At 38.6% G+C, this 20,001-nt stretch carries 11 protein-coding genes and 2 pseudogenes; 3 read left to right on the plus strand and 10 right to left on the minus strand.

Annotated features, from left to right (window positions below):
• Positions 1-19: 19 nt before the first annotated feature.
• The 3 genes from ADICYQ_RS16455 to ADICYQ_RS16465 all read right to left on the minus strand — a co-directional run bounded on the left by ADICYQ_RS16455 (position 20) and on the right by ADICYQ_RS16465 (position 4,010).
• Complete coding sequence (locus ADICYQ_RS16455) at positions 20-1,456, minus strand: Ca2+-dependent phosphoinositide-specific phospholipase C (RefSeq protein WP_051160255.1); 1,437 nt, start codon at positions 1,454-1,456, stop codon at positions 20-22.
• 38 nt (positions 1,457-1,494) lie between these two features.
• A complete protein-coding gene (locus tag ADICYQ_RS16460; protein ID WP_020889759.1) occupies positions 1,495-2,472 on the minus strand; it encodes an endonuclease/exonuclease/phosphatase family protein in 978 nt (325 codons plus the stop codon).
• Between the two features lie 260 nt (positions 2,473-2,732).
• Entirely contained in the window at positions 2,733-4,010 is a 1,278-nt protein-coding gene (locus tag ADICYQ_RS16465) for a DUF445 domain-containing protein (protein WP_020889760.1), read from the minus strand.
• A 261-nt stretch (positions 4,011-4,271) separates the two neighbouring features.
• On the opposite strand from ADICYQ_RS16465, the gene ADICYQ_RS26190 reads away from it, so the two are divergent.
• Positions 4,272-5,627: a sensor histidine kinase gene (locus ADICYQ_RS26190; RefSeq protein WP_020889761.1), complete on the plus strand. Its 1,356-nt coding sequence runs from the start codon at positions 4,272-4,274 to the stop codon at positions 5,625-5,627.
• Between the two features lie 2 nt (positions 5,628-5,629).
• Here the strand turns inward: ADICYQ_RS26190 and ADICYQ_RS16475 are convergent, their stop codons facing one another.
• The 7 genes and pseudogenes from ADICYQ_RS16475 to ADICYQ_RS30870 form a co-directional block, all read right to left on the minus strand.
• Positions 5,630-6,349, minus strand: a complete 720-nt coding sequence (locus tag ADICYQ_RS16475) for an NYN domain-containing protein (RefSeq protein ID WP_020889762.1) — start codon at positions 6,347-6,349, stop codon at positions 5,630-5,632.
• Between the two features lie 192 nt (positions 6,350-6,541).
• Positions 6,542-8,142 (minus strand): annotated as a pseudogene (locus ADICYQ_RS16480) (BCCT family transporter).
• A gap of 532 nt (positions 8,143-8,674) precedes the next feature.
• Complete coding sequence (locus tag ADICYQ_RS16485) at positions 8,675-8,941, minus strand: toxin-antitoxin system YwqK family antitoxin (RefSeq protein ID WP_020889765.1); 267 nt, start codon at positions 8,939-8,941, stop codon at positions 8,675-8,677.
• A gap of 58 nt (positions 8,942-8,999) precedes the next feature.
• Positions 9,000-10,433 carry a sulfatase gene (locus ADICYQ_RS16490; RefSeq protein ID WP_020889766.1) on the minus strand — a complete coding sequence of 478 codons (1,434 nt, stop codon included), beginning with the start codon at positions 10,431-10,433 and terminating at the stop codon, positions 9,000-9,002.
• Positions 10,434-10,514: 81 nt separating this feature from the next.
• Positions 10,515-11,741 (minus strand): TolB-like translocation protein, encoded by a 1,227-nt coding sequence (locus ADICYQ_RS16495; protein ID WP_040416744.1) that lies wholly within the window; start codon positions 11,739-11,741, stop codon positions 10,515-10,517.
• A gap of 443 nt (positions 11,742-12,184) precedes the next feature.
• A complete protein-coding gene (locus ADICYQ_RS16500; protein ID WP_020889768.1) occupies positions 12,185-13,777 on the minus strand; it encodes an aminotransferase class V-fold PLP-dependent enzyme in 1,593 nt (530 codons plus the stop codon).
• A gap of 173 nt (positions 13,778-13,950) precedes the next feature.
• Positions 13,951-14,145: pseudogene (locus ADICYQ_RS30870) on the minus strand (hypothetical protein); the annotation flags it as partial.
• A gap of 990 nt (positions 14,146-15,135) precedes the next feature.
• Between ADICYQ_RS30870 and ADICYQ_RS16505 the strand changes: the two are divergent.
• On the plus strand, positions 15,136-18,003 hold the full coding sequence (locus ADICYQ_RS16505; RefSeq protein WP_152520497.1) for a SusC/RagA family TonB-linked outer membrane protein: 2,868 nt from the start codon (positions 15,136-15,138) through the stop codon (positions 18,001-18,003).
• A gap of 17 nt (positions 18,004-18,020) precedes the next feature.
• Positions 18,021-19,691 carry a RagB/SusD family nutrient uptake outer membrane protein gene (locus ADICYQ_RS16510; protein ID WP_020889771.1) on the plus strand — a complete coding sequence of 557 codons (1,671 nt, stop codon included), beginning with the start codon at positions 18,021-18,023 and terminating at the stop codon, positions 19,689-19,691.
• The last annotated feature ends 310 nt before the right edge of the window (positions 19,692-20,001 follow it).

Consider the following 20,001-nt stretch of genomic DNA (forward strand, 5'->3'; position numbering starts at 1 on the left):
AAATATTTAAAAACTGTTGTTATTCCTTTACTGGAAGGCCATTCTCTTTCCAACGATCATATCCTCCTTCTAAATTGTACACATGCTTAAATCCCTTCGCTACTAATAAATCAGCGGCTTTACCGCTCCTACCTCCTACTTTGCAATACACTAGTATTGTCTGGTTTTTATCTAAGCCTGAAATTTTTTCAGCAAATCCCTCCTCAAGGAAGTCAATGTTCACAGCACCTGTTATTAGTCCCTGATCAACTTCTTGTTTCGTACGAACATCTAATACCAATGCTTCCATTTTATTATCTGCTATTGAGAAGGTCTCTGGGTTGAGTATAACTACACGGTCTGTATCTTCAGACAAGGAATCATTTGAAACATTACTTTCTGATATTAAAGAATTAACACGCGCATAGGTACCTCCTTCAAATTGCACCTTATAATCCCCCTCCAGTCTTTGATCAGGAACAAAATAATCTGTACTAATCAATTGGGCTCCACTTGAAAATGCCATGTCTCTTCTTTCCGTCAGGTTAGACCTGGCCTCTTTCGTTTCAGCATCTGCTCTTGTTCTGACTATAAATCCTTTTTCTACCAAATTCTTAATCTGATCATGATTTTTAATGGGGTCATTGATGATATGTATCGCAGACATGGGATGGTCTTCGGGTACCGTCACAAACATAAGCCCATCCGTGCCATCATTGGTTTTGGAAAGGTATTCATTCAATTTAGGTTCTCCTTCATCTAGAATAAAAATGAATTTACCCCTCGCTTTGGATAAGTCTGGCCAGCCAGATTGAGTAACGGCGGTTCTTAGGTCCTTAGACGCTCCTTTAAGTTCTTTGGGAGTTATTAGTTTATCAATCCCTAAAAATTCACCTATTTCCTTATCCAGCATTGAAAAAACAGCGCTATCAAACGCCAGTGCTTCTGCAAACCCACGATCGGGGTAATTGGCATCTTTAGCATTCAGGCTAATAAAGATTGGCAGGTGGTTGGGATGAATAGAAGACCAGTTTTTCAAATCAGTCAAATACGCTCTAAACAAGGCATGATGACTTAAAAAATCTATGTCTTGCACGTGAAACACTTTAAAACCTGGTTTATCAAAGTCCGTATCCCAATCATCTTCAGCAATTGCTCCTTTTCCTAAAGGATTACTAAATCTCCCTCCTTCAGGGTCATGATAAACATCCAACTCCAACAATCGAATACCTGCATCCAACTGTTTCCAGATATCGGGGTGACTATAATCCAGGCTTTGGGCCATCTCTGGGCTTTCCTTTTTGATTTGATTTAAGAGCACTTCAGGTATCGGGCGCTTATAGCTGTTATGTGTACCAATAAGCTGAATTTGATTGATTTTAAGGGGCTTAACCTCACTCTCCTGATGTTTTGTCTTTTCGCAACTGACAAATAATACTGATAGGCAAATAATAAAACACCTAAAAAACGTATGCATATTTTTTTTAATTAAATATATCGAATCTTAATTAGAAATTAGTCTCGAGTAGAAAACTCTGCCCACAATGGTAGATGGTCGGAAATTCGCCAAGACATTTGAAACGGGCTCAATCCTGCATTCTTCATAATATGAGGTCCAAAATCAAAAACGCCACCATTAAGGTAACGAATAGAAAGTTGAGGGATTTTATATTGATTTTCAAACCAGGCAATCTGAGAATAAAACTTCGTTTGACTGTCAATCAATGTTCTCCGAACATTCCACAAGTTTTCAGGGACAGCCAATCCTGTAGAAACAAATGCTTCATACCTGGGATCACCCATCCTGTCAATGTTAAAATCCCCTAAAAGGATAAGACTTTGATCGAAGGATTTCATATTGGCGGCCCATTGCTGAAGCCATTGTGCAATGGCTGTTAACTCTCCTTCTCTGTCTGCTGCTTTTTTCCCATACAAAACATGGGCACTTACCAAAATAAAGGTTTTATTCTCCACCCTAAAACCTACGGCATATGGTGTTCTGGCAAATTGCCTATCAAAAGCACCCTCCTTGATTTCTTCAGTGTTCTTGTTAGGCACTACTAGTTCGCAAGCCAATCCTGATAATTTCACTTTACGGGTATCAAATAAAAAGCCGATGCGTTCGTCATTCCCTTCATTTCCGCCTGAAACATCCGTTAAAATAAAGCTCCAATGGTTGCCCAATAATTTGAGCATGTGTCGGAAAGCCTTTAAATCCCCTTTGAGTTCTTGAACAGCAATAATGTCAAACCGGGAAATAATCTGAGCTATGGCCATAATAGAGTGGAGATCCCTTTTGGGTGAATCCGAATCATCTGCCTCCCATTTTTCAGTAAGTCCTCCAAATGCACGAATATTCCAGGTTGCTATCAGAATATTGTGATCCAATTTTTTAAAAGGGAGTCCCTGATCCAATACCGTATTTAGAGCACCCATCTCTTCTGAAATATGCTTGGGAGGTAAGCCTAGAATTTTTGAAGAATCTTGATTCATATCAAAATTGATAACGGAAGTCTATTTTGAATAAAAATAAGGTTTTTTAAGCTTTATCAAAACAATAAACAACATTCATTCCTATAATTGAATAAAGTTATAAATAAACACGAAATAATCTTTTGTCAATTTTGGTTAATTCTAACCTGAAGCATAATCAAAAGCTGTACTACTATTCAAATGCGCTTTTTCCAAACCTTTCAAGAAAGGAATAAACTTGAATAGCAAAGGTTATCCCAAAACTGGGCAAACATGCAGGCTTAATGAATAGCCCACCTTACCGTTGCTATTAAAAGCCCTACAATACCACCGACGACTGCTCCATTGAGTCGAATGTATTGCAAATCATAACCTACCTTGTCTTTGATTTGTAGCATAATTCCTTTGTCATCCAATTTGCCCAAACTGCTTCTAACCATATCCCCTAGTTCATGGTGGTATTTTGTCACAAGATGGGTAATGGTCGTTCTCATCCACGCATCAATCTGTTTTCTACTTTTATCATCTTCACGCAGTTCGTTTAGAAAACGGTACAATTGTCTTTTAATTAATTGCATTACTGGTGTTTCAGCCGAAGAAAACTGCAACAGCATATTGTCTTTTAATTGAACCAAAACCTTTTGAATCATGCCCTTGGTTTGATCATTTAAAATCCAGTTTCTTTTAAGGTTGTCTACATATGTCAGGGTCTTTTCGTCACCTGATTCAAGATTACTAGCAAACTCCAATACGTAATTTTCAAGATTTTTTCGAATTGGGTGTTCAGGATTTTCCTTTATTTCTTCCAATAAAGTCAATACCAGATCTAATATTCTATCGATTAATATGTCTGGGTCTATTCCACCCGTCTTTTTACCAATCCAAACTGCTGATTTCTTCAACCAATCTTTACTTGCATATAATTCAAGGGCATTTTTTAATTTCCCTAGGACAATTGCTCTTGTTTCCGGCTCTTTGATAGAAGTTGAAAATTGGTCCATGGCGATAGCTATGAACTCATGGTGTTTTCCTTCCGTAATAATGCCATGCAGCCATACTCCAAATGGCTTAGCAACATCTGAGCTTTCAAGCTTGTCTTTTAACATTTTCTGGACAAGTATCACTAAATGCGGATGGTCTATTTCCCCGGATATGCGTCTAAAAATACCTGCAAAAAATCCAACTAATTTATTTACATTTTCTTCGGATTCTAATGATTGTAACAAACCCTCTGAGATTTTTATATGCGTCAGTCTTTCTTCCAAAACTTCTGGAGACAACCATTTGGTAGTTACCAAATCAACGATACCTTCAGTTAATTTCTCCCTATTCTTTACGATTATATTCGTATGTTTCCTGACATAAGGAATGGGTATTTCATAAAACAAGGCACTTACTGCAAACCAATCTGCCAAACCACCTATTGTTGCAGCTTCGAATGCCGTGGCCAAAATGCGCCATATTGCTAAATCTAAAATCTCGAAATAAATCCCCATTTCCAGAGAAATAAATCCGGAAATAGCAATTAATAGGGAATTCCTTCCAATTTTACTCTTCAAAACCTTGTATTTATCTGATTTAGAAAAGATAACAGCTGATTGTCATCCGTTCTTTAAAGATTAATTTTTTAATTCATCTGCAAAATTTGATCCATTATTAGAATTGTATAATAAATTTCTAGATAAATCTGCTTAAGAAATAATATATTCACTAGTTTTAAATCCATTTCAGTATTAATCCAATTATTATTGGTTAAACTTCAATAAAATGAATGGCAAACACCTTAGGTGATTTTTTTACTCTAACAGCAATTTAAATTCATGTGGAATAAGTATGTAAGGTTTGTAAAAAGAACTTGTTTAGCTACCGAACATAAGGCTAACCCTCTTAACTATTGGAGGGACAGGCTTTTTATATCAGGTTTAGTCTATTTGTTACCTTTTTGTATGATCGCCCTCATTCCTGGTTTGATCATGGCCTATATAAACAACCATACGGCACTCTTTATTTTTGATTCTTCCGCTTTTTTAATTTCAGCAATCGCAGCCTTTATACCAGGCATACCCCTTATCATACGGAAATGGGCTGTTTTTTTAATATTCTATGGAACCGGTGCTTCGCTAATCTTTTTTGTAGGGAATTTTGGTCCAGGGTTAATGTACCTTTTATCGGTATCTGTACTAATGATCCTGTTTTTACCTAATAAGCAGGCATTTGTCAGTTTCTATTTGAACCTAGCTACTTGTACTTTATTCAGTTTGTTGATTTATTATAAAGTAATCATTCACCTTCCTAGTCTCCCAAATCTTGAATTACTGCACTGGGTTACAGTATCCGCAAATTTAATATTTTTGAGTGGTGTATTTTCTTTCCTTATACCCAAGTTATTTTCAAGACTAGAAAACAGTTTAAGAGATCAATACTCCCTTCAGCAAAAGCTTAAAAAAGGAACAGTAAAACTCAAAGAATCTCTACACGAAGTTGAATCAAAGAACAAGGAACTGGAGCATTTTACTTTTGTCGTTTCACATGACCTTCAGGAACCATTGCGGATGATTTCAGGGTTTATGGGATTGCTACAAAAAAAATACAGTGCACAATTGGATGAAAAGGCCAACACCTACATATCCTATGCTGTGGATGGTGCGAATCGAATGAGGCTTTTAATTCTTGATTTATCAGAATATTCCCGGATCAACAAGATAACAGATGATCCTGTCCTCATTGCTCCTGAAAAGATATTAGAGGACATTAAACTGACTTTTCAATCAGAAATGTTCAAAAAAAATGCGAAAATTACTTCTGGGCCTTTGGTTAAATTTCTTGGGTACCCAAGCTTTTTTTCGCTACTAATTCAAAACCTGATAAGTAATTCCCTGAAATATTCAGACCCAGATCGCCCTCCAATAATTCATTTCACAATGGAGGAAAGAGAAAAAGATTACTTGTTTCAAATTATTGACAATGGAATAGGTATTGATTCTAATTATTTTGATAAAATCTTCGTCTTATTCCAACGCCTTCAAAACCAATACACTGGCCACGGTACGGGGATGGGTTTAGCTATTGTTAAAAAGGTCACGGATATATTGGGAGGTGAAATATGGGTAGCTTCAGAAGTTGGAAAAGGAACAGTGTTCACTTTTACGCTACCCAAACATTCAACCACCAATTAATACTATTCTTTGTTTCGGACATAAATTAATTTGATCCTGCGTTCTACCTCAAAATTAGAAATAGAACTAACCAAAGGGGTAAGTTTCTGGAAGCCGAAATTCCTTGAATCAAAGTTAGGTTGCTTCTTTTGAAGTAAATTCCCAACATCTCCCATAAATGCCCAACCATCATCATCAGCCAAATCTGAAATAGTACTGGATATCAACCTGATCAATTTCGGGTTGATTTTATCAACCTGAACAGGTGCTTTTACTTTGGTTTTACCGTTTTCCTTTTCTTCACTTTGGTTATGTAGAATTTCCAGGTAGATAAATTTATCACAAGCCACGATAAAAGGATTGGGTGTTTTCTTCTCCCCCATTCCAAGGACCAACATTCTAGACTCACGTAATCTTGTGGCCAATTTGGTGAAGTCACTGTCACTGGATACCAAACAAAAACCATTAACCTTATCTGAATACAAAATATCCATTGCGTCAATAATCATTGCCGAATCAGTAGCATTTTTGCCTGTAGTATAACCATACTGCTGAATGGGGTTTATGGCATTTTCTAAAAGCACATTTTTCCACTTTCCCAATTGAGGTTTTGTCCAGTCACCATATATTCTTTTTATGGTGGGATTGCCATATTTGGCTATCTCTTCCATCATCTCCTTTACCTGAGTAGATGGAACGTTATCTGCATCAATTAATACAGCAATTTTAATGTCTTTATCCATGGGCTTAAATTATTCAGTAAAAATAAGAAATAAAACAATGCAAAGAAATTTACAGTTTTCAGGCAGCTTTCATGCTTGCTCACATTATAACTATTTAACGGTACAACAGCAATCAAAAGATTAGTTTCAACTGCAATCAAGTAGAGAAAACTATTCCTAAGCTATTTTATGCTATCAATACCCTTCCTTCAGTTACGATTTATTTTCCTGTTCAAGTTTTTTAATTATAACATTTGACAATTTTTCCTCATACAATTTTCTATCCATATCCTTTTCAAATTGCTTGTCCTTGGCATATTCTAATCGCAATCCTTTTAACAAGGAATAACACATGAAGAGCAATATTATTAAAAATGGTAAGCCTGTAGTTATTGCAGCAGTTTGCAAGGCGGTAAGCCCTCCTCCAATTAACAACACTGCGGCTACTGTACCCTCTGTTGTGGCCCAAAAAATGCGTTGCCCAACAGGCGCGTCCAACTTCCCACCAGCAGTAATGCTGTCGATCACTAAAGAGCCAGAATCAGATGAGGTTACAAAGAAACTAGTAACTAGCAAAATCCCTATAATTGATCCTACACTAGAAAATGGGAACTTCTCCAGGAAAACAAACAAGGCAATAGATTCATCAGCAACAATGCTAGTAGCCAGACTGTGGGTATTGCTAGCTACCCCCTCTTGCATGTCCAATAGTATGGCTGATCCACCTAAAGCAGTCAACCAAAAAACGTTAAAATGGAAGGCACCAACAAAACACCGAATATGAATTCCCTTATGGTCCTGCCTTTAGAGACCCTGGCAATAAACATTCCTACGAAAGGTGACCAAGAAATCCACCATGCCCAATAAAACACGGTCCAGTCTTTCTGCCAGCCATTGTCTCTGTAAGCCTCTGTCCAGGTAGACACCTGGAGAATGTTTTCCAGGTAATTCCCTAAATTTTGAACAAAGGAGCGAAATATAAACAGTGTAGGCCCTACCACAATCACAAAAATTAGTAAAACTGCGGCAATTCTCACGTTCCACTCACTCAAAAATTTCACCCCTTTATCGATTCCCGATACTACAGATAAAGTAGCAATAAAGGTTATCCCTGCAATCAATAAAACCTGAACGGTAATGGTGTTGGGGATATCAAATAAATAAGACAATCCTCCACTGACTTGTTTTACGCCTAAACCTAATGAAGTAGCCAACCCAAAGAGGGTAGCCAATACTGCCAAAACATCAATACAATCACCAATCCACCCGTGTATGCGCTCTCCTAGTAAGGGGTAAAAAACAGATCTTATTGTCAAAGGCAGTTTTCTATTATAAGCAAAAAAGGCCAGAGCCAAGGCAACTACAGCATAAATGGCCCAGGCATGAAACCCCCAATGCAAAAAGGTCAGGTTCATGGCCCCTTCTGCAGCACCAACCGTATAGGGCTGACCAAAAGGTGGATTGGCATAATGGTTTACAGGTTCTGCGACCCCCCAAAACAATAAGCCTATTCCCATCCCTGCGCTAAATAGCATGGCAAACCAAGAACTGGTACTGAATTCAGGTACCGCATCTTTTCCCCCAAGTCTGATCGTACCATATTTACTAAAGCCTAGGTAAAAGCAAAAAACAATGAAAACATTGACCGCAATAATAAAAAGCCAGCCGGTTTTATTTGTAATAAAGGTTTTGATGCTTGAGAATACAAGCTCCATAGGCTTACCAACAATTATGGTAATGAGAATAAAAATAAAAATCAATATGACAGAGGGCCAAAATACTGGCTTATGAATGTCAAAATGTTTTTTCAGCATAATTGATTGATTGAAAAGAAAGGTCTTCTATATTTATTTATAAACAGTACCAGGTTTACCTAAAATCAGATATAGCGAATTATCCTTGTTGAAGGGCGCTAAGTGCCTATTACTATTCCCTGACGTAAGCTAAATGCTCGGCCCAATACCTTAAACTATTTGCTCAAGAGGAGGGCTCATAGAAAAACATTAGGTTGATTACCTGCATAGATAAACTATCGATAAATCATATTATTTAAGAAGCAGCTATGGTTTGGCAGAATAGCAAAAACGTCTTATAAAATCGCTGCCATTTTAGATATTGTTAAAAGTAAACTTTTTTGCCTCCGATGACAAATCCCATTCCACTCAATTTTGAAATTCTGAAAGCATTTTCCACTTAACTAGTGGAATGGAAAACACGGAAAGGTCATGCGCCCGCCAGTATTTATTTCAACCTTCAAACAAAAAAAATCACATTACAGGACTTTAACCTACCTATTTGAATCTATTGCGCTTTGCAATAAAAGGTCAATTAAAAAATCGTTTTCCATCACTTATTGGTGACCTTGTATACTTTACCACTGGAATCATAGGTTATCCACTCCCCCATGGGCTCACCATTTTTAAAATAACCCGAACGCTTGATAGTTCCATCAAGTCGGTACCATTCCCAATAACCTTCTCCAAGCCCATTGATTATTTTACCTTTAGACCATATCGTTTCACCATTGGCGTGGTATTTAATGGTTAGCCCATCAACAATTTCAAATTTTTTCTGATTATTACATTTTGCTGTCATAGGGAGGGACTTGTCCATTGATTTTTAATCCAGGAATAGGCAATGGCGAGCCAATTCTCTTTTTTTACTGCCATATTTACTCGCTTTGCTCTATCTTCTGCTTGATAAAATAATCGTTGTTATCGTATTTAGACTCTTTGGCCCACTTGACATTGACTTTAGGAAGAAATTGAGATAGTCTTTCCTTTACTTCAGTGTATTTCTTTTTATCTGCCACATTGAACCACTCATTTGGATCCTTTTTTAAAGCGTACAATTCCTCAGAGCCATCTTCATAATGAATGTACCGGTAATCTTTCGTGACGATAGCATGGTTATTTCTTGCCCAGGTAACAATGGCTGGTTTCTCCCATTTCAATTTAGGGTTTTTAATCAAGGGATAAATGCTTTCTGCTTCAATATGCGCTACTGAGGGTAGATTAGCCAAATCTGTAAGTGTAGGGTAAATTGAAAACAATTCCACAGGTACATCTACCTTTTTGTTCTTTGGGATACCAGGCCCTGCGAAAACGAGTGGTGCTGCCGTCGCACTGTTCCAAAGCGCTACCTTGGCAAACGTATTTTTCTCCCCCAATCGGTAGCCATGGTCAGACCAAAGCACTACAATGGTGTTGTCTGCATGTTTGCTTTTCTCTAAAGTATTCAATACTTCTCCAATATAATGGTCCACAAAGGAAACACTGGCCAAATAACCTTGAAGTATGTTTTTCCATTGATTATTGGCCAAGGCCCATTCGGTAGTAGGCATCATTGGCAAATCATCTATCGCAAGCGCTATTTCCGGTAAGTCATCGCGATCGGTTTCCAAATAAGGAGGTAGATGAAGGGCAGCAGTATCGTACAAGTCGAACCACTTTTGGGGTACATACCAAGGTACGTGAGGCCGTAGAAAACCTACTGAAAGGAAAAAGGGTTGCTCATATTCTCTATTAAGCCTTTCGGAAGCCCACTTTGCAGTGTTATAATCCGGCATTTGGCTGTCCATCTCAGGAAAAGGGCCCCAGTCTGTAGATGTTTTCTCCTTGTCCCAATGAAAATTTTGTTTTGCATAAGGCCCAAAACCCTTGGCTCGTCCACCACTTTCATCAAATAAATTATCAGGTGCGTGGTTGTGGTAAATTTTACCAACTCCCATTGTATGGTAACCCTGTTCCTTGAAATACTGATGCATCATTTTAGCATTTCGGGTAGCTTGGTTGGTTTCTTTGATGTTATTGTCAGTAATAAACCCGTAAATCCCAGTAGTGGAAGGCCTTAATCCCGTCATTATAGCCGTTCGGGAAGGGCTACACATGGGAGATTGGCTTTGGGCATTTGTAAATAGCAAACCACTTTTGATAAGCTTATCCATATTGGGAGTGATGGCATCCGGATGCCCCATTCCTCCGACAAAATTATTCAAATCATCCACCGCAATCATTAGAATATTGGGTCGTTCTTGCTGGGCTTTTCCGCTAACGCTAGTAAGGCATAGACTTATAAAAAACAATAAAAGGTACTTTTGGGACATGATTAATGGTTAATTGGATAATGGTTAATGGTTAATTAATTAACAATTAACCATTGATAATTAATAATTATTAACTTCTTATTAGAATTTTAATTTCAGCAAGTAGGCTTGTCTTGAACCGGAATGTACGGAATTAAAACCAATCATATCGCCATTAGGGCTCCATCTGCAATGGATATCACAGCGCCAATGTCCTTTGAATGATGCAGGAGTAACAAACTGACCTAAGGAACGAACAGCGTTGGTTTTCATGTCCATCAGATAAATCTTTTGTTCCCTGAAAGCATTTTCGCCCGCATAGGTATCTGTAACCATCCATTTCTCATCAGGCGAAAAAGCACCATGTCCATCAAAATCCAAGAGACCATTGCCTAGCCTTTTATAATCCTGTTTGCCTGTAGTGTACAATACGTGTGAATATTGTTTGCCTTCATAAGAACTAGTGACCATTAGTTCCTCATCATTTAACCAATCAAAATGGGAACCTGCCCAGTCGTCAGGAAAACACCTTTCAAGCCCGGTTCCATCTATGTTCACAATCAATGAGGTAGTATTCCTATTTGGAATAGCCCTGGCAAGCCAAAACAATTTGGAGCCTCCGCGACTAAACAAAGTATGGTTAAAATACTCAATCCCGTCTTCAGGGATTTCTGGAACCAGCTCCTTAACATCAGCCAATGAGACAATAAGATCAGCTTCTCCTGTTTCCAAGTCAATCAAAAATATTCCGTCGTCTTCAGGAAATTGAACATTTTCTTTTTTATCCTGGCCTTCCCCACCATAACCGTAATCACTCCTGGTAATACGTAGCCTGGAGAAATTGATACTTACTGCCTTTTTCCCATCAGGAGAAACGGCACTTACCGGATGTGGAATGGTTTTGATTTCTTCTTGGGTATGAACATTCATGATTATAGAAATGAATTTCCCATCCCTAAGGTCATTGTAAATAATGAGGGAATCTGGAGAAGTAGCTAACCAATGCGCCATACAGCCTTGCTGAAAATTCCAAGCCCGGGTAGTTGTAAGGGGCTTAAACTCCATTGTTTCAAGATTTACAAGACCCAAAGTAGCTTCGTCATCTTCTGTCGGAAGACGATCATTAATATCTGTCTCTAAAATAGTCGCATATTTTTGATTTGCACTGAAGGAATTGATACCATAATAACTGGCATAAAGATGTTCTTTACCATTGTCAACCAATTGAATTGGTTCTGAAACCTCTGGGAAATGCACGGTATTGGGGGAGCTTTTCTCCTGAATGGGTGAAGGTTCTGAACACGAAAAGGCAATAATACAGATCAGCAAGAAAAAATGGAAGGTTTCATTTGGATTGATTGGTTTAAATAATTTTGCATAAAATCTATGGAAATGGAATTTAAATTACAAAATAGCATGAGTAAGTCATTTTTTCAAATCTCATTTTTAATAAACGTTAAACATTTCCATTATTGAAGTCAAATGTCCCTCTTAATATAATATGTCTTCATGTCACCTTATGAAGGTCAAGCTATTACGCACCTTTCTTTTGACCGAGAATCCTTGGATTTCAAAAAAAGGATGGATCAAATTAATAGCCTCCTTAAATTACAATTTGATAATTCTCTCCTTTATTATAATGGCATATCATACAAGAGGTAAAAACAATTGTAAAGTTTTTATTGGTACTATATATAGAGAAATATTTTACTATAACTCAATCCATAATTTTCTCCTTTTCTTTCAACCTTTTGTTACGAAACAACTGGGGCTTAATAGTGACGACGTTTTGCATTCCATTCTGCCTTGCCGTATTCACCCAAACTCAATATACCGTCCATATTATCGTTACTCACTACACCTGTAAATTGGAAATTAAGGCGTACTCCTTCGTTGGTATAGGAACTTCGAATTAAAACATCATTACCATGAAGCGTACCTGTTAGATCCCGAGGTCCGAAACTAGCATGGTGAGTACCAAAAATCTCATTTCCTTTTTGTTCAAACATGAAAGTTTGGTTCACAACGCTTGCGACGAATTGAATCTCCAGGTCCCAGAGTCCACTTAAATCCAAAGCAGCAGGACCACTGGGTTTTTCTATCTGAGGTGGGTTGGAAAGCAACTCATAAACACGTTTCGCGATTACCCTCTCCTCGCCTGCCGCAAGTTGGGAAGGGTTAATCCGTATGTTAGGCTCCATATTTGGAGGGAAAGGAAGGTAACTCCCAGCACCGCTGACAGCAATTCGGGGATTGTTTTCCCACAAAAGTTCTTCAACTTCTTGCCCTGTGAGTGGAATTAAAGAAATATCCCATTTCACATGAAGAGAAGGTGATCGGTTAGATCTTCCTTTTGGGAGAAGAAGTTCTGTCTTCACCCCAGGAACCTGTTCCAGATGATGGGAGATGTAATTGGCCCATGAAATCCACGTCCTCCACTCTTCGGCATGATCCCGTTTTTTCCACATTTCTACTGCTGTCAGCATCCCCATGATTTCTTCGCGACCCACCTTCAAACCACGTCCAAAGCCATGGTGGGGCGCACTAGTGATCCAAGAAGCTTGGACAAAATCTTTGCGTCCAATCAAGAGGCCAGCACATTGCGGACCTCGCAAATATTTACCTCCACTATAGGCCACCATATCCGCCCCCTGGGCTATATGTGGATTCGGGACTTCTAGTCCCTCAGCCGCTGCATCCACTAGGATTGGCACATTAAGTGGCTTGGCAAGAGCAGCGATTATTTTCAGCGAGAGGGGTCCGTCCTCAGAGGCGCCACTGGCCATAACCAAAATCATAGCTGTTCGGGGACCCAAGGCAGCTTTCAGTTCCTCAGGGGTATTCACCTCTACCATTCTCACTCCCACCGCCTTTGCTGCAGCATCGTAGGCTGATCGAGAATAAGAAGGAATAATCACTTCATCCTTCATTCCGTCAAGATTGGGAATTTGCCAAATTTTATCAGGGTCGCCTCCAGTCACGCATCCAGCTGTCGCAACAGTTATTGCAGCGGATGCACCGGAAGTCACCACGCCCCATTCCGCCCCTGTAATTTCTGCTAAGCGAAGTCCTACTCCATTCATCAATTCATCAATTTGAACAAAGTCCTTCACTGCTTCGTCCATCGCTACCTGTACTTCTGGCAGGACCCGGGTTGCACCAACGACCGTAACAGTACCACGGGCATTAATCAGAGGGCGTACTCCTATCGAGTCATATATGCTTTTGCCAAGAACCTTTCTACTTGGAGATACAGTAGTGGTTGGCATTGACCTGGCACTATTTGTACCTGCAAGTGCTCCTAAGAGAAGCCCCCCAAATGGCAGGCTTGATAAAATACTTATTACTTTTCTTCTGCTAATCATGATCAATCTTATTCATTATAAAAGGTGATATTTTATATTAATTCTTACTGAGGAATTAGTTAGTATTGAAGTTTGAAGGTGATGTAACCTAATGACCACAAAACTAAATCATTAAAACCCTATTCTAGATCATTTAACCGAGGGTATTCAACTGAAAGGTCAACGCTACCTACCTAGACAATAGACTCAAATATTTCTTGTTTGTTACTAACTTGATACTGTAAAGATGGAAATTGAGGCCTTCCAATCCAGCTTCTTATACCAATAATTGGACCTATTAACCCTTTAGGTTTATTATTCTCGCTAGTTGCTTCTGAGTGAATTAAAATAACATCCGCTAATCGAATCCATGGAACAATAGGATGGCTATATCCATTATTAAATTGAAAAGCAGGGAAGCGTCCTTTTTAATCGTTTCGCCAGTCGCTAGCTATGATTTATACGACACTTCATCATAGGAGGCTCCTTTACAAAATAAACAATCTTGGATAGTTTTGGTTTTTTGTCCGCTACAGCAATAAACAGTTGCTAACACAAAATAGCATGAGAAAATGGACTTTTCAAGTACGACTAAAAAATATGAATAAAAGCACCTCGTATTTATTCTTTAATCAAAAATCAAATGATCAATTACACGCTTGCTTATCACGCTTACTACTTGAAAATTACTAAAAGATTAATATTCTCCTGAAAGGATAATTTTTGATGGCTTATATTCAAAAACCTACCCTTAAAAACGATGCCGGACTCCGAAATTATTTCCTACCTATCAAAAACAGCACCTTAATTCTTCTGAGGTAGAAGACACCTTCAAATAAGCTAGATTAACAACAAATTGCCCCTCCAATATTTCTCCTAAATATTCTTGCAGCGACCTAAGATTAATCAATCACTGCACCTCATTTTATCAACAAAATCTTTGGCTCTGATTAAATATGACTCTGAAACAAAGATACTTATTAAAACATTTTTTATAATTATTTATGACAAAATCATCATAACAATAATTCTATCAAATTTTAAATAAATTTTATGATCAATAAAAACTAAAATAAACTATTGAATACTATTTTTTAGTTATGGTTTTTGTTATCATTAGGGATCATTTTACGGATACTAAATTTCAGTTGATTGACAAATTAGTACCCTATTAAAAAACCTAAATCCAAAATAATGAAACAACCTTTATTAAATCATGTAAAACCCTTAATTCGATTGTTTTCAATTGCTATTATCATCCAAGTTGTTACTTTGGATGATATATATGCTGAAAACAAAACGGGGAAGGAAAAAACTTTGAAACAGCTACCAATTCGTTTTTATTAACAACGGATAATAAGCGTTTTTCTAAAACTAGTTTGATTGGTTATTTGACCAATATGGCAGATGTGACTGTAGCCGGTACAGTAACGGATGAAAGTGGAGAGCCAATACCTGGCGTTACAATTTCCATTCCTGAAACCGGTGTTGGAACCGCCACTGACCTTAGTGGTAAGTATTCAATTACAGTTCCGGAAGGTTCAACCCTGATTTTTTCATTTATAGGTTTTGAATCACAGAGCATTGTAGTCAATAATCAAAATAAAATTGACGTCACCTTGCTTGAAGATGTTGCTTCATTAGAAGAAGTCGTAGTCGTTGGGTATGGGTCTGTTAACAGAGAGAACCTTACTAGTGCAGTGAGCTCATTAGATGAAAAGGATTTTGTAGCGGGTACAGTCTCTCCTTTGATGGCCATTCAGGGAAAGGTTCCGGGATTAAGTATTCAATCTTCCAATGGTACCGACCCCAACTCCGGTGTGTCCATTCAATTGCGTGGGGTTAATTCCGTAAATGCATCACAAGGACCACTAATTGTAATAGATGGGGTGCCAGGTGGAAATATCAATTCCGTTGTAAAAGAAGACATTGCCTCCATTGAGGTTTTACGTGATGCTTCTGGCGCAGCCATTTATGGAACAAGAGCTTCTGGTGGCGTTATTCTTATTACCACCAAATCTGCTAAGGCGGGAGAATTGACTGTAAGTTATACAGGAGAGTTATTTGCAGAAACAGTACGTCGTTACAACGAACCTCTTGGAAGGGACCGTTTCCTGGAAGAAGGTCTAGGTACAGATATGGGACACAATACGGATTGGTTCGACGAAGTTACCAATGATGTCCCTCTTAGCTATAGAAATGTAATTAGCTTTAGCGGTGGAGTAGAAGACGCGAAAATCCGTGCTACCATAAGTAATAGAAATGCTACAGGATTGGCTATAGGTGCAGAACGGAAAGATTTGCAAGCAAGGATAAATACTGACTTTACTTTATTCGATGGTTTCTTAAAAATAACCAACAACCTCTCTTACAGTGAAAGACAGTCCACATTTTCAAGCAACGATATTTTCAGGATGGCTATACAGCTTAATCCAACTGATACGCCCTATGATCCTACTACCCCACATGGCCTCAACGTCTGGACGGGTGGTTATGACTGGTATAACCCTGTAGCAGATATCAAATTAAGAACTGATCAAAGGAAATATGCCTATTTACTGAATACCACAACTTTTCTGTTTAACATCACTAATAACGTTGCTCTTACCGCCAGGTACTCTATTAACAATGGTGACAACTATGGATCCTATTGGAGGTCTGCGCAACATAAAACTTCATTGGATGAAGGAGTAGCAGGATATGCAAGCCAAAGTTACGGTGAGTCAAAGGACAATACATTTGAAGCCTTTGCCTCTTACGATGAGACTTTCGGACTTCACACCCTTAATGCAGTGGGAGGTTATAGTTTTCAGGAGTTTAATGGACAAGGTTTTAATGCAAACAATTCGGATTTTGCAGTGGACGGAATAGAGGAGCATGACCTGGGTACAGGTAGGTTCTTGTCTGAAGGTAGAGCTGGCTTAGGCTCTTATAAAAACCCAAGAGTAAGGTTGATGGCTTTCTTTGGTAGGGTGAACTACAGCTGGAACAATAGGTATTTGATTACTGCAAGTTTGAGAAGAGAAGGTTCTTCAAAATTTGCGGAAGGCAACAGATGGGGTAATTTTTCTGCTCTTTCCTTAGGATGGAACATACACAATGAACCCTTTATGGCAAGCCAATCTATTTTTAACACACTAAAACTCCGAGCTGGATATGGTGAAACGGGTAATGAAGGATTTGCACCAGGTGTGGCAACCAGAATGTATGGCCCGGATACCTGGTGGTTGATGAATGGCGAATGGAGAAGAACCTATGGCGTCTCTCATAATCAGAATACGGATCTAAAATGGGAAACAAAAAAGGAATACAATATCGGTATCGACTTTGCCGTGCTTAATGGTGATGTTTCCGGTAGGTTCGATGTTTTCAAAAGGGATGTGGATGACCTGATTTATGATATCTCTGTACCACAGCCGCCAGCAATTCATGACAAAACCACAATGAATGTGGGTATATTAAGAAATACAGGTTGGGAAGCTGAAGTTACTTGGAATGCAGTCAAGAAAACCAATTTCCAATATGAAACTTCTTTAATTGCTTCTTCCTATAAAAGTGAATTGGTAAGCCTTTGGGGGAATCAGACTTTTTGGGATCGAAAAAGTTTTCCTGCACCAGGAAGTCCAGGCAATGCCGTTAGGCTTTTTCCAGGTGAACCTATAGGTCGTTTCTTTGTTTGGGAACACGCTGGATTTACAGAAGATGGAAATTGGATGCTAAGAGGAGACGATGGAGAAGTATTTGATGTAACCGAAAGAACCAAAACCAACCAGGACAAAAAGTTCATAGGCAATGCGATTCCAAAGTTAATCTTAGCCTGGAACAATCAATTTACTTTAGGGAAATTTGATGTCAATGCTTATTTCAGAGCTTGGACAGGACATGATGTTTTCAATATGCCTAATTTCTATTATGGAATTCCATTGGAGTCTAGAAATGTTTTAGTAGAAAATTATGATGAGCAAAAACATATCACGGGAGAAAAAGAATTGAGTGATTACTGGATTGAAGATGGTGATTTCTTGAAGCTTGATGTATTGTCATTAGGCTATACTTTTGATGTGAAAGGAAATAAATATGTAAAAGGACTTCGTATTTATGCCACAGGGCAAAACTTATTCGTCCTTACAAATTATTCAGGTTTAAATCCAGAGGTAAATATAAATGGCTTGGATCCAGGGTTTGAAGAGAGGGCAACCTATCCACAAACGCGAACTTTTATGTTTGGTGTACAAGCGAATTTTTAAACCCAAAAATTAAGATCATGAAATTGACAAAATATATATTAATACTCTTTACTGTCATTATAACAAGCTGTTCTCTGGATGAGGTTTGGTATGACAGGGTAGTTCCAGAAACCTTCTTTAAAACAGAAGGAGATGTATTGGCTGCACTATACCGTCCATTTACCCACGCCAGGTGGTACCTAACAGGAGATCGATGGGTAGCTCAGGAGTTTTCCGGAGACCATTTTGCCCGTACTACAAAAGGAAGGCATTGGTATGATGGCGGACGTTATGCCAGATATCAACACCATGAATGGACTCCAGATGAATCCCAGTTGTTTGGTACCTGGAGAGGAACTTTGCAAGGTGTAGCTTTGGCATTAGATGTAAAGCAAGACCTGGGAAAATTAGATTATCAGGAACTTGCGCTTTCAGAAGAAGATAAAGCTGCCCACTTGGGCCAGTTAGATGCTTTGATCGCATTCTTCTACTTAAGAGGACTAGATTTCTATGGTGGTCTTCCAATATTCACCAGTTTGGATCAGGAAGATGTTCCTAGAAGCACCGACAAAGAAACTTTTGATCACATAGAAAGTTTGTTAAAGCAAGCGCTTATCGACTTGTCTGTAAAAGAAGTGGGAGCACCTCAGGAAGGGGCTATCACCAAGGGTGCTGCCGCAGTGATGTTGGCAAGATTGTACTTCAATGCCGAAGCTTACATTGGAATACCTATGTACGATGAAGCAGCAGAGATCTCTCAAGCACTTATTAATAATGAATATGGCACCTATAGCCTGGATACAGATTGGAAGGGACCTCATGATTTTGAAAACGATCAATCTCCAGAGATAATATGGTCAATCCCTTCAGAATTTAACAGGCTAGAGTATACGCACTATGGTCATATGTATCATTATAATTCCCGCGTTTATTTTGATGTAGATTTGGGTTCAAATAACGGTACCCATTTACAGCCTTCAAGAAGACCTGATGGAACCTTATACTCTGAGGATTTCAAATTGGGTTCTCCTTACGAAAAATTTGAAGACACTGACCTTAGGAAAAAGCCATTTAAATATTTTGGCTCTGGTAGTTACGAAGGAATGTTTTTAGTAGGAGCCCAAATCTCACCTATAAACGGTGACCAGGTTGTAGGTAATGAAGAGTACAATGGACAACCACTGGAATTTGTCGATCAGGTTGCAAGATTTTCGGAACTGGGATCAACTTACTCAACTATTGCGGATCTACCATCCAATATCGGTGCAGGTGAAGAAAACACTGGTATTCGTTTGGTAAAAATCCCTGTCCCTTCAAGTCAGGACCTGACTTTGAGATGGGCTGCAGATCATCCAGTATTTAGATTAGCAGAAGTTTACTTAATGCTTGCTGAGTGTCAGGTAAGGTTGGGCGACCCATCTTCCGCAGCTGAGCTAATAAATACTGTTAGGATGAGGGCTTTTGAAGGAGGAAATGATCCTAACCCTGCTACATCAGGAAATTTGGATTTATACCGAATGGCAGATGAATGGGGTGTGGAATTTTTAGGAGAAGGTAGAAGAAGAACTGACTTAATTAGGCTAGGATTTTTCACCACAGAAAAATGGTGGGATCACTCTCCTTCTAATTCAAGTCATCTAAATCGATTCCCAGTACCTACTGCCGCACTTTCAGCAAGTAATGTGCTGGAACAAAACCCTGGTTATTAAGTATGGTTAAGAAAATTCAATTGACGGGCTTCTTGTAAAGGAATCCAAAATTGAAAATTACAATCCGGCATCTCTGACGAAAGTCTAGGTGCCGGATTTTTTTTAGCTTGTTTTGAAGGGGGGTAATTGTTAATTGTTAATTGTTAATTGTTAATTGTTAATTGTTTTTAAAGTATAAACTTCAATAATCTATTACCGTTGTTTGAGACTGTTGGGCATCCGAACTACCGGTGCCTGAGCCTGTCGAAGGCAGAGGTAAGGCAGTGGACCAATTATTTCTAGGCTATTTTTGTCACTGAGTTGCTTCGCT

It is taken from the genome of Cyclobacterium qasimii M12-11B, assembly GCF_000427295.1.
GTDB lineage: Bacteria > Bacteroidota > Bacteroidia > Cytophagales > Cyclobacteriaceae > Cyclobacterium > Cyclobacterium qasimii.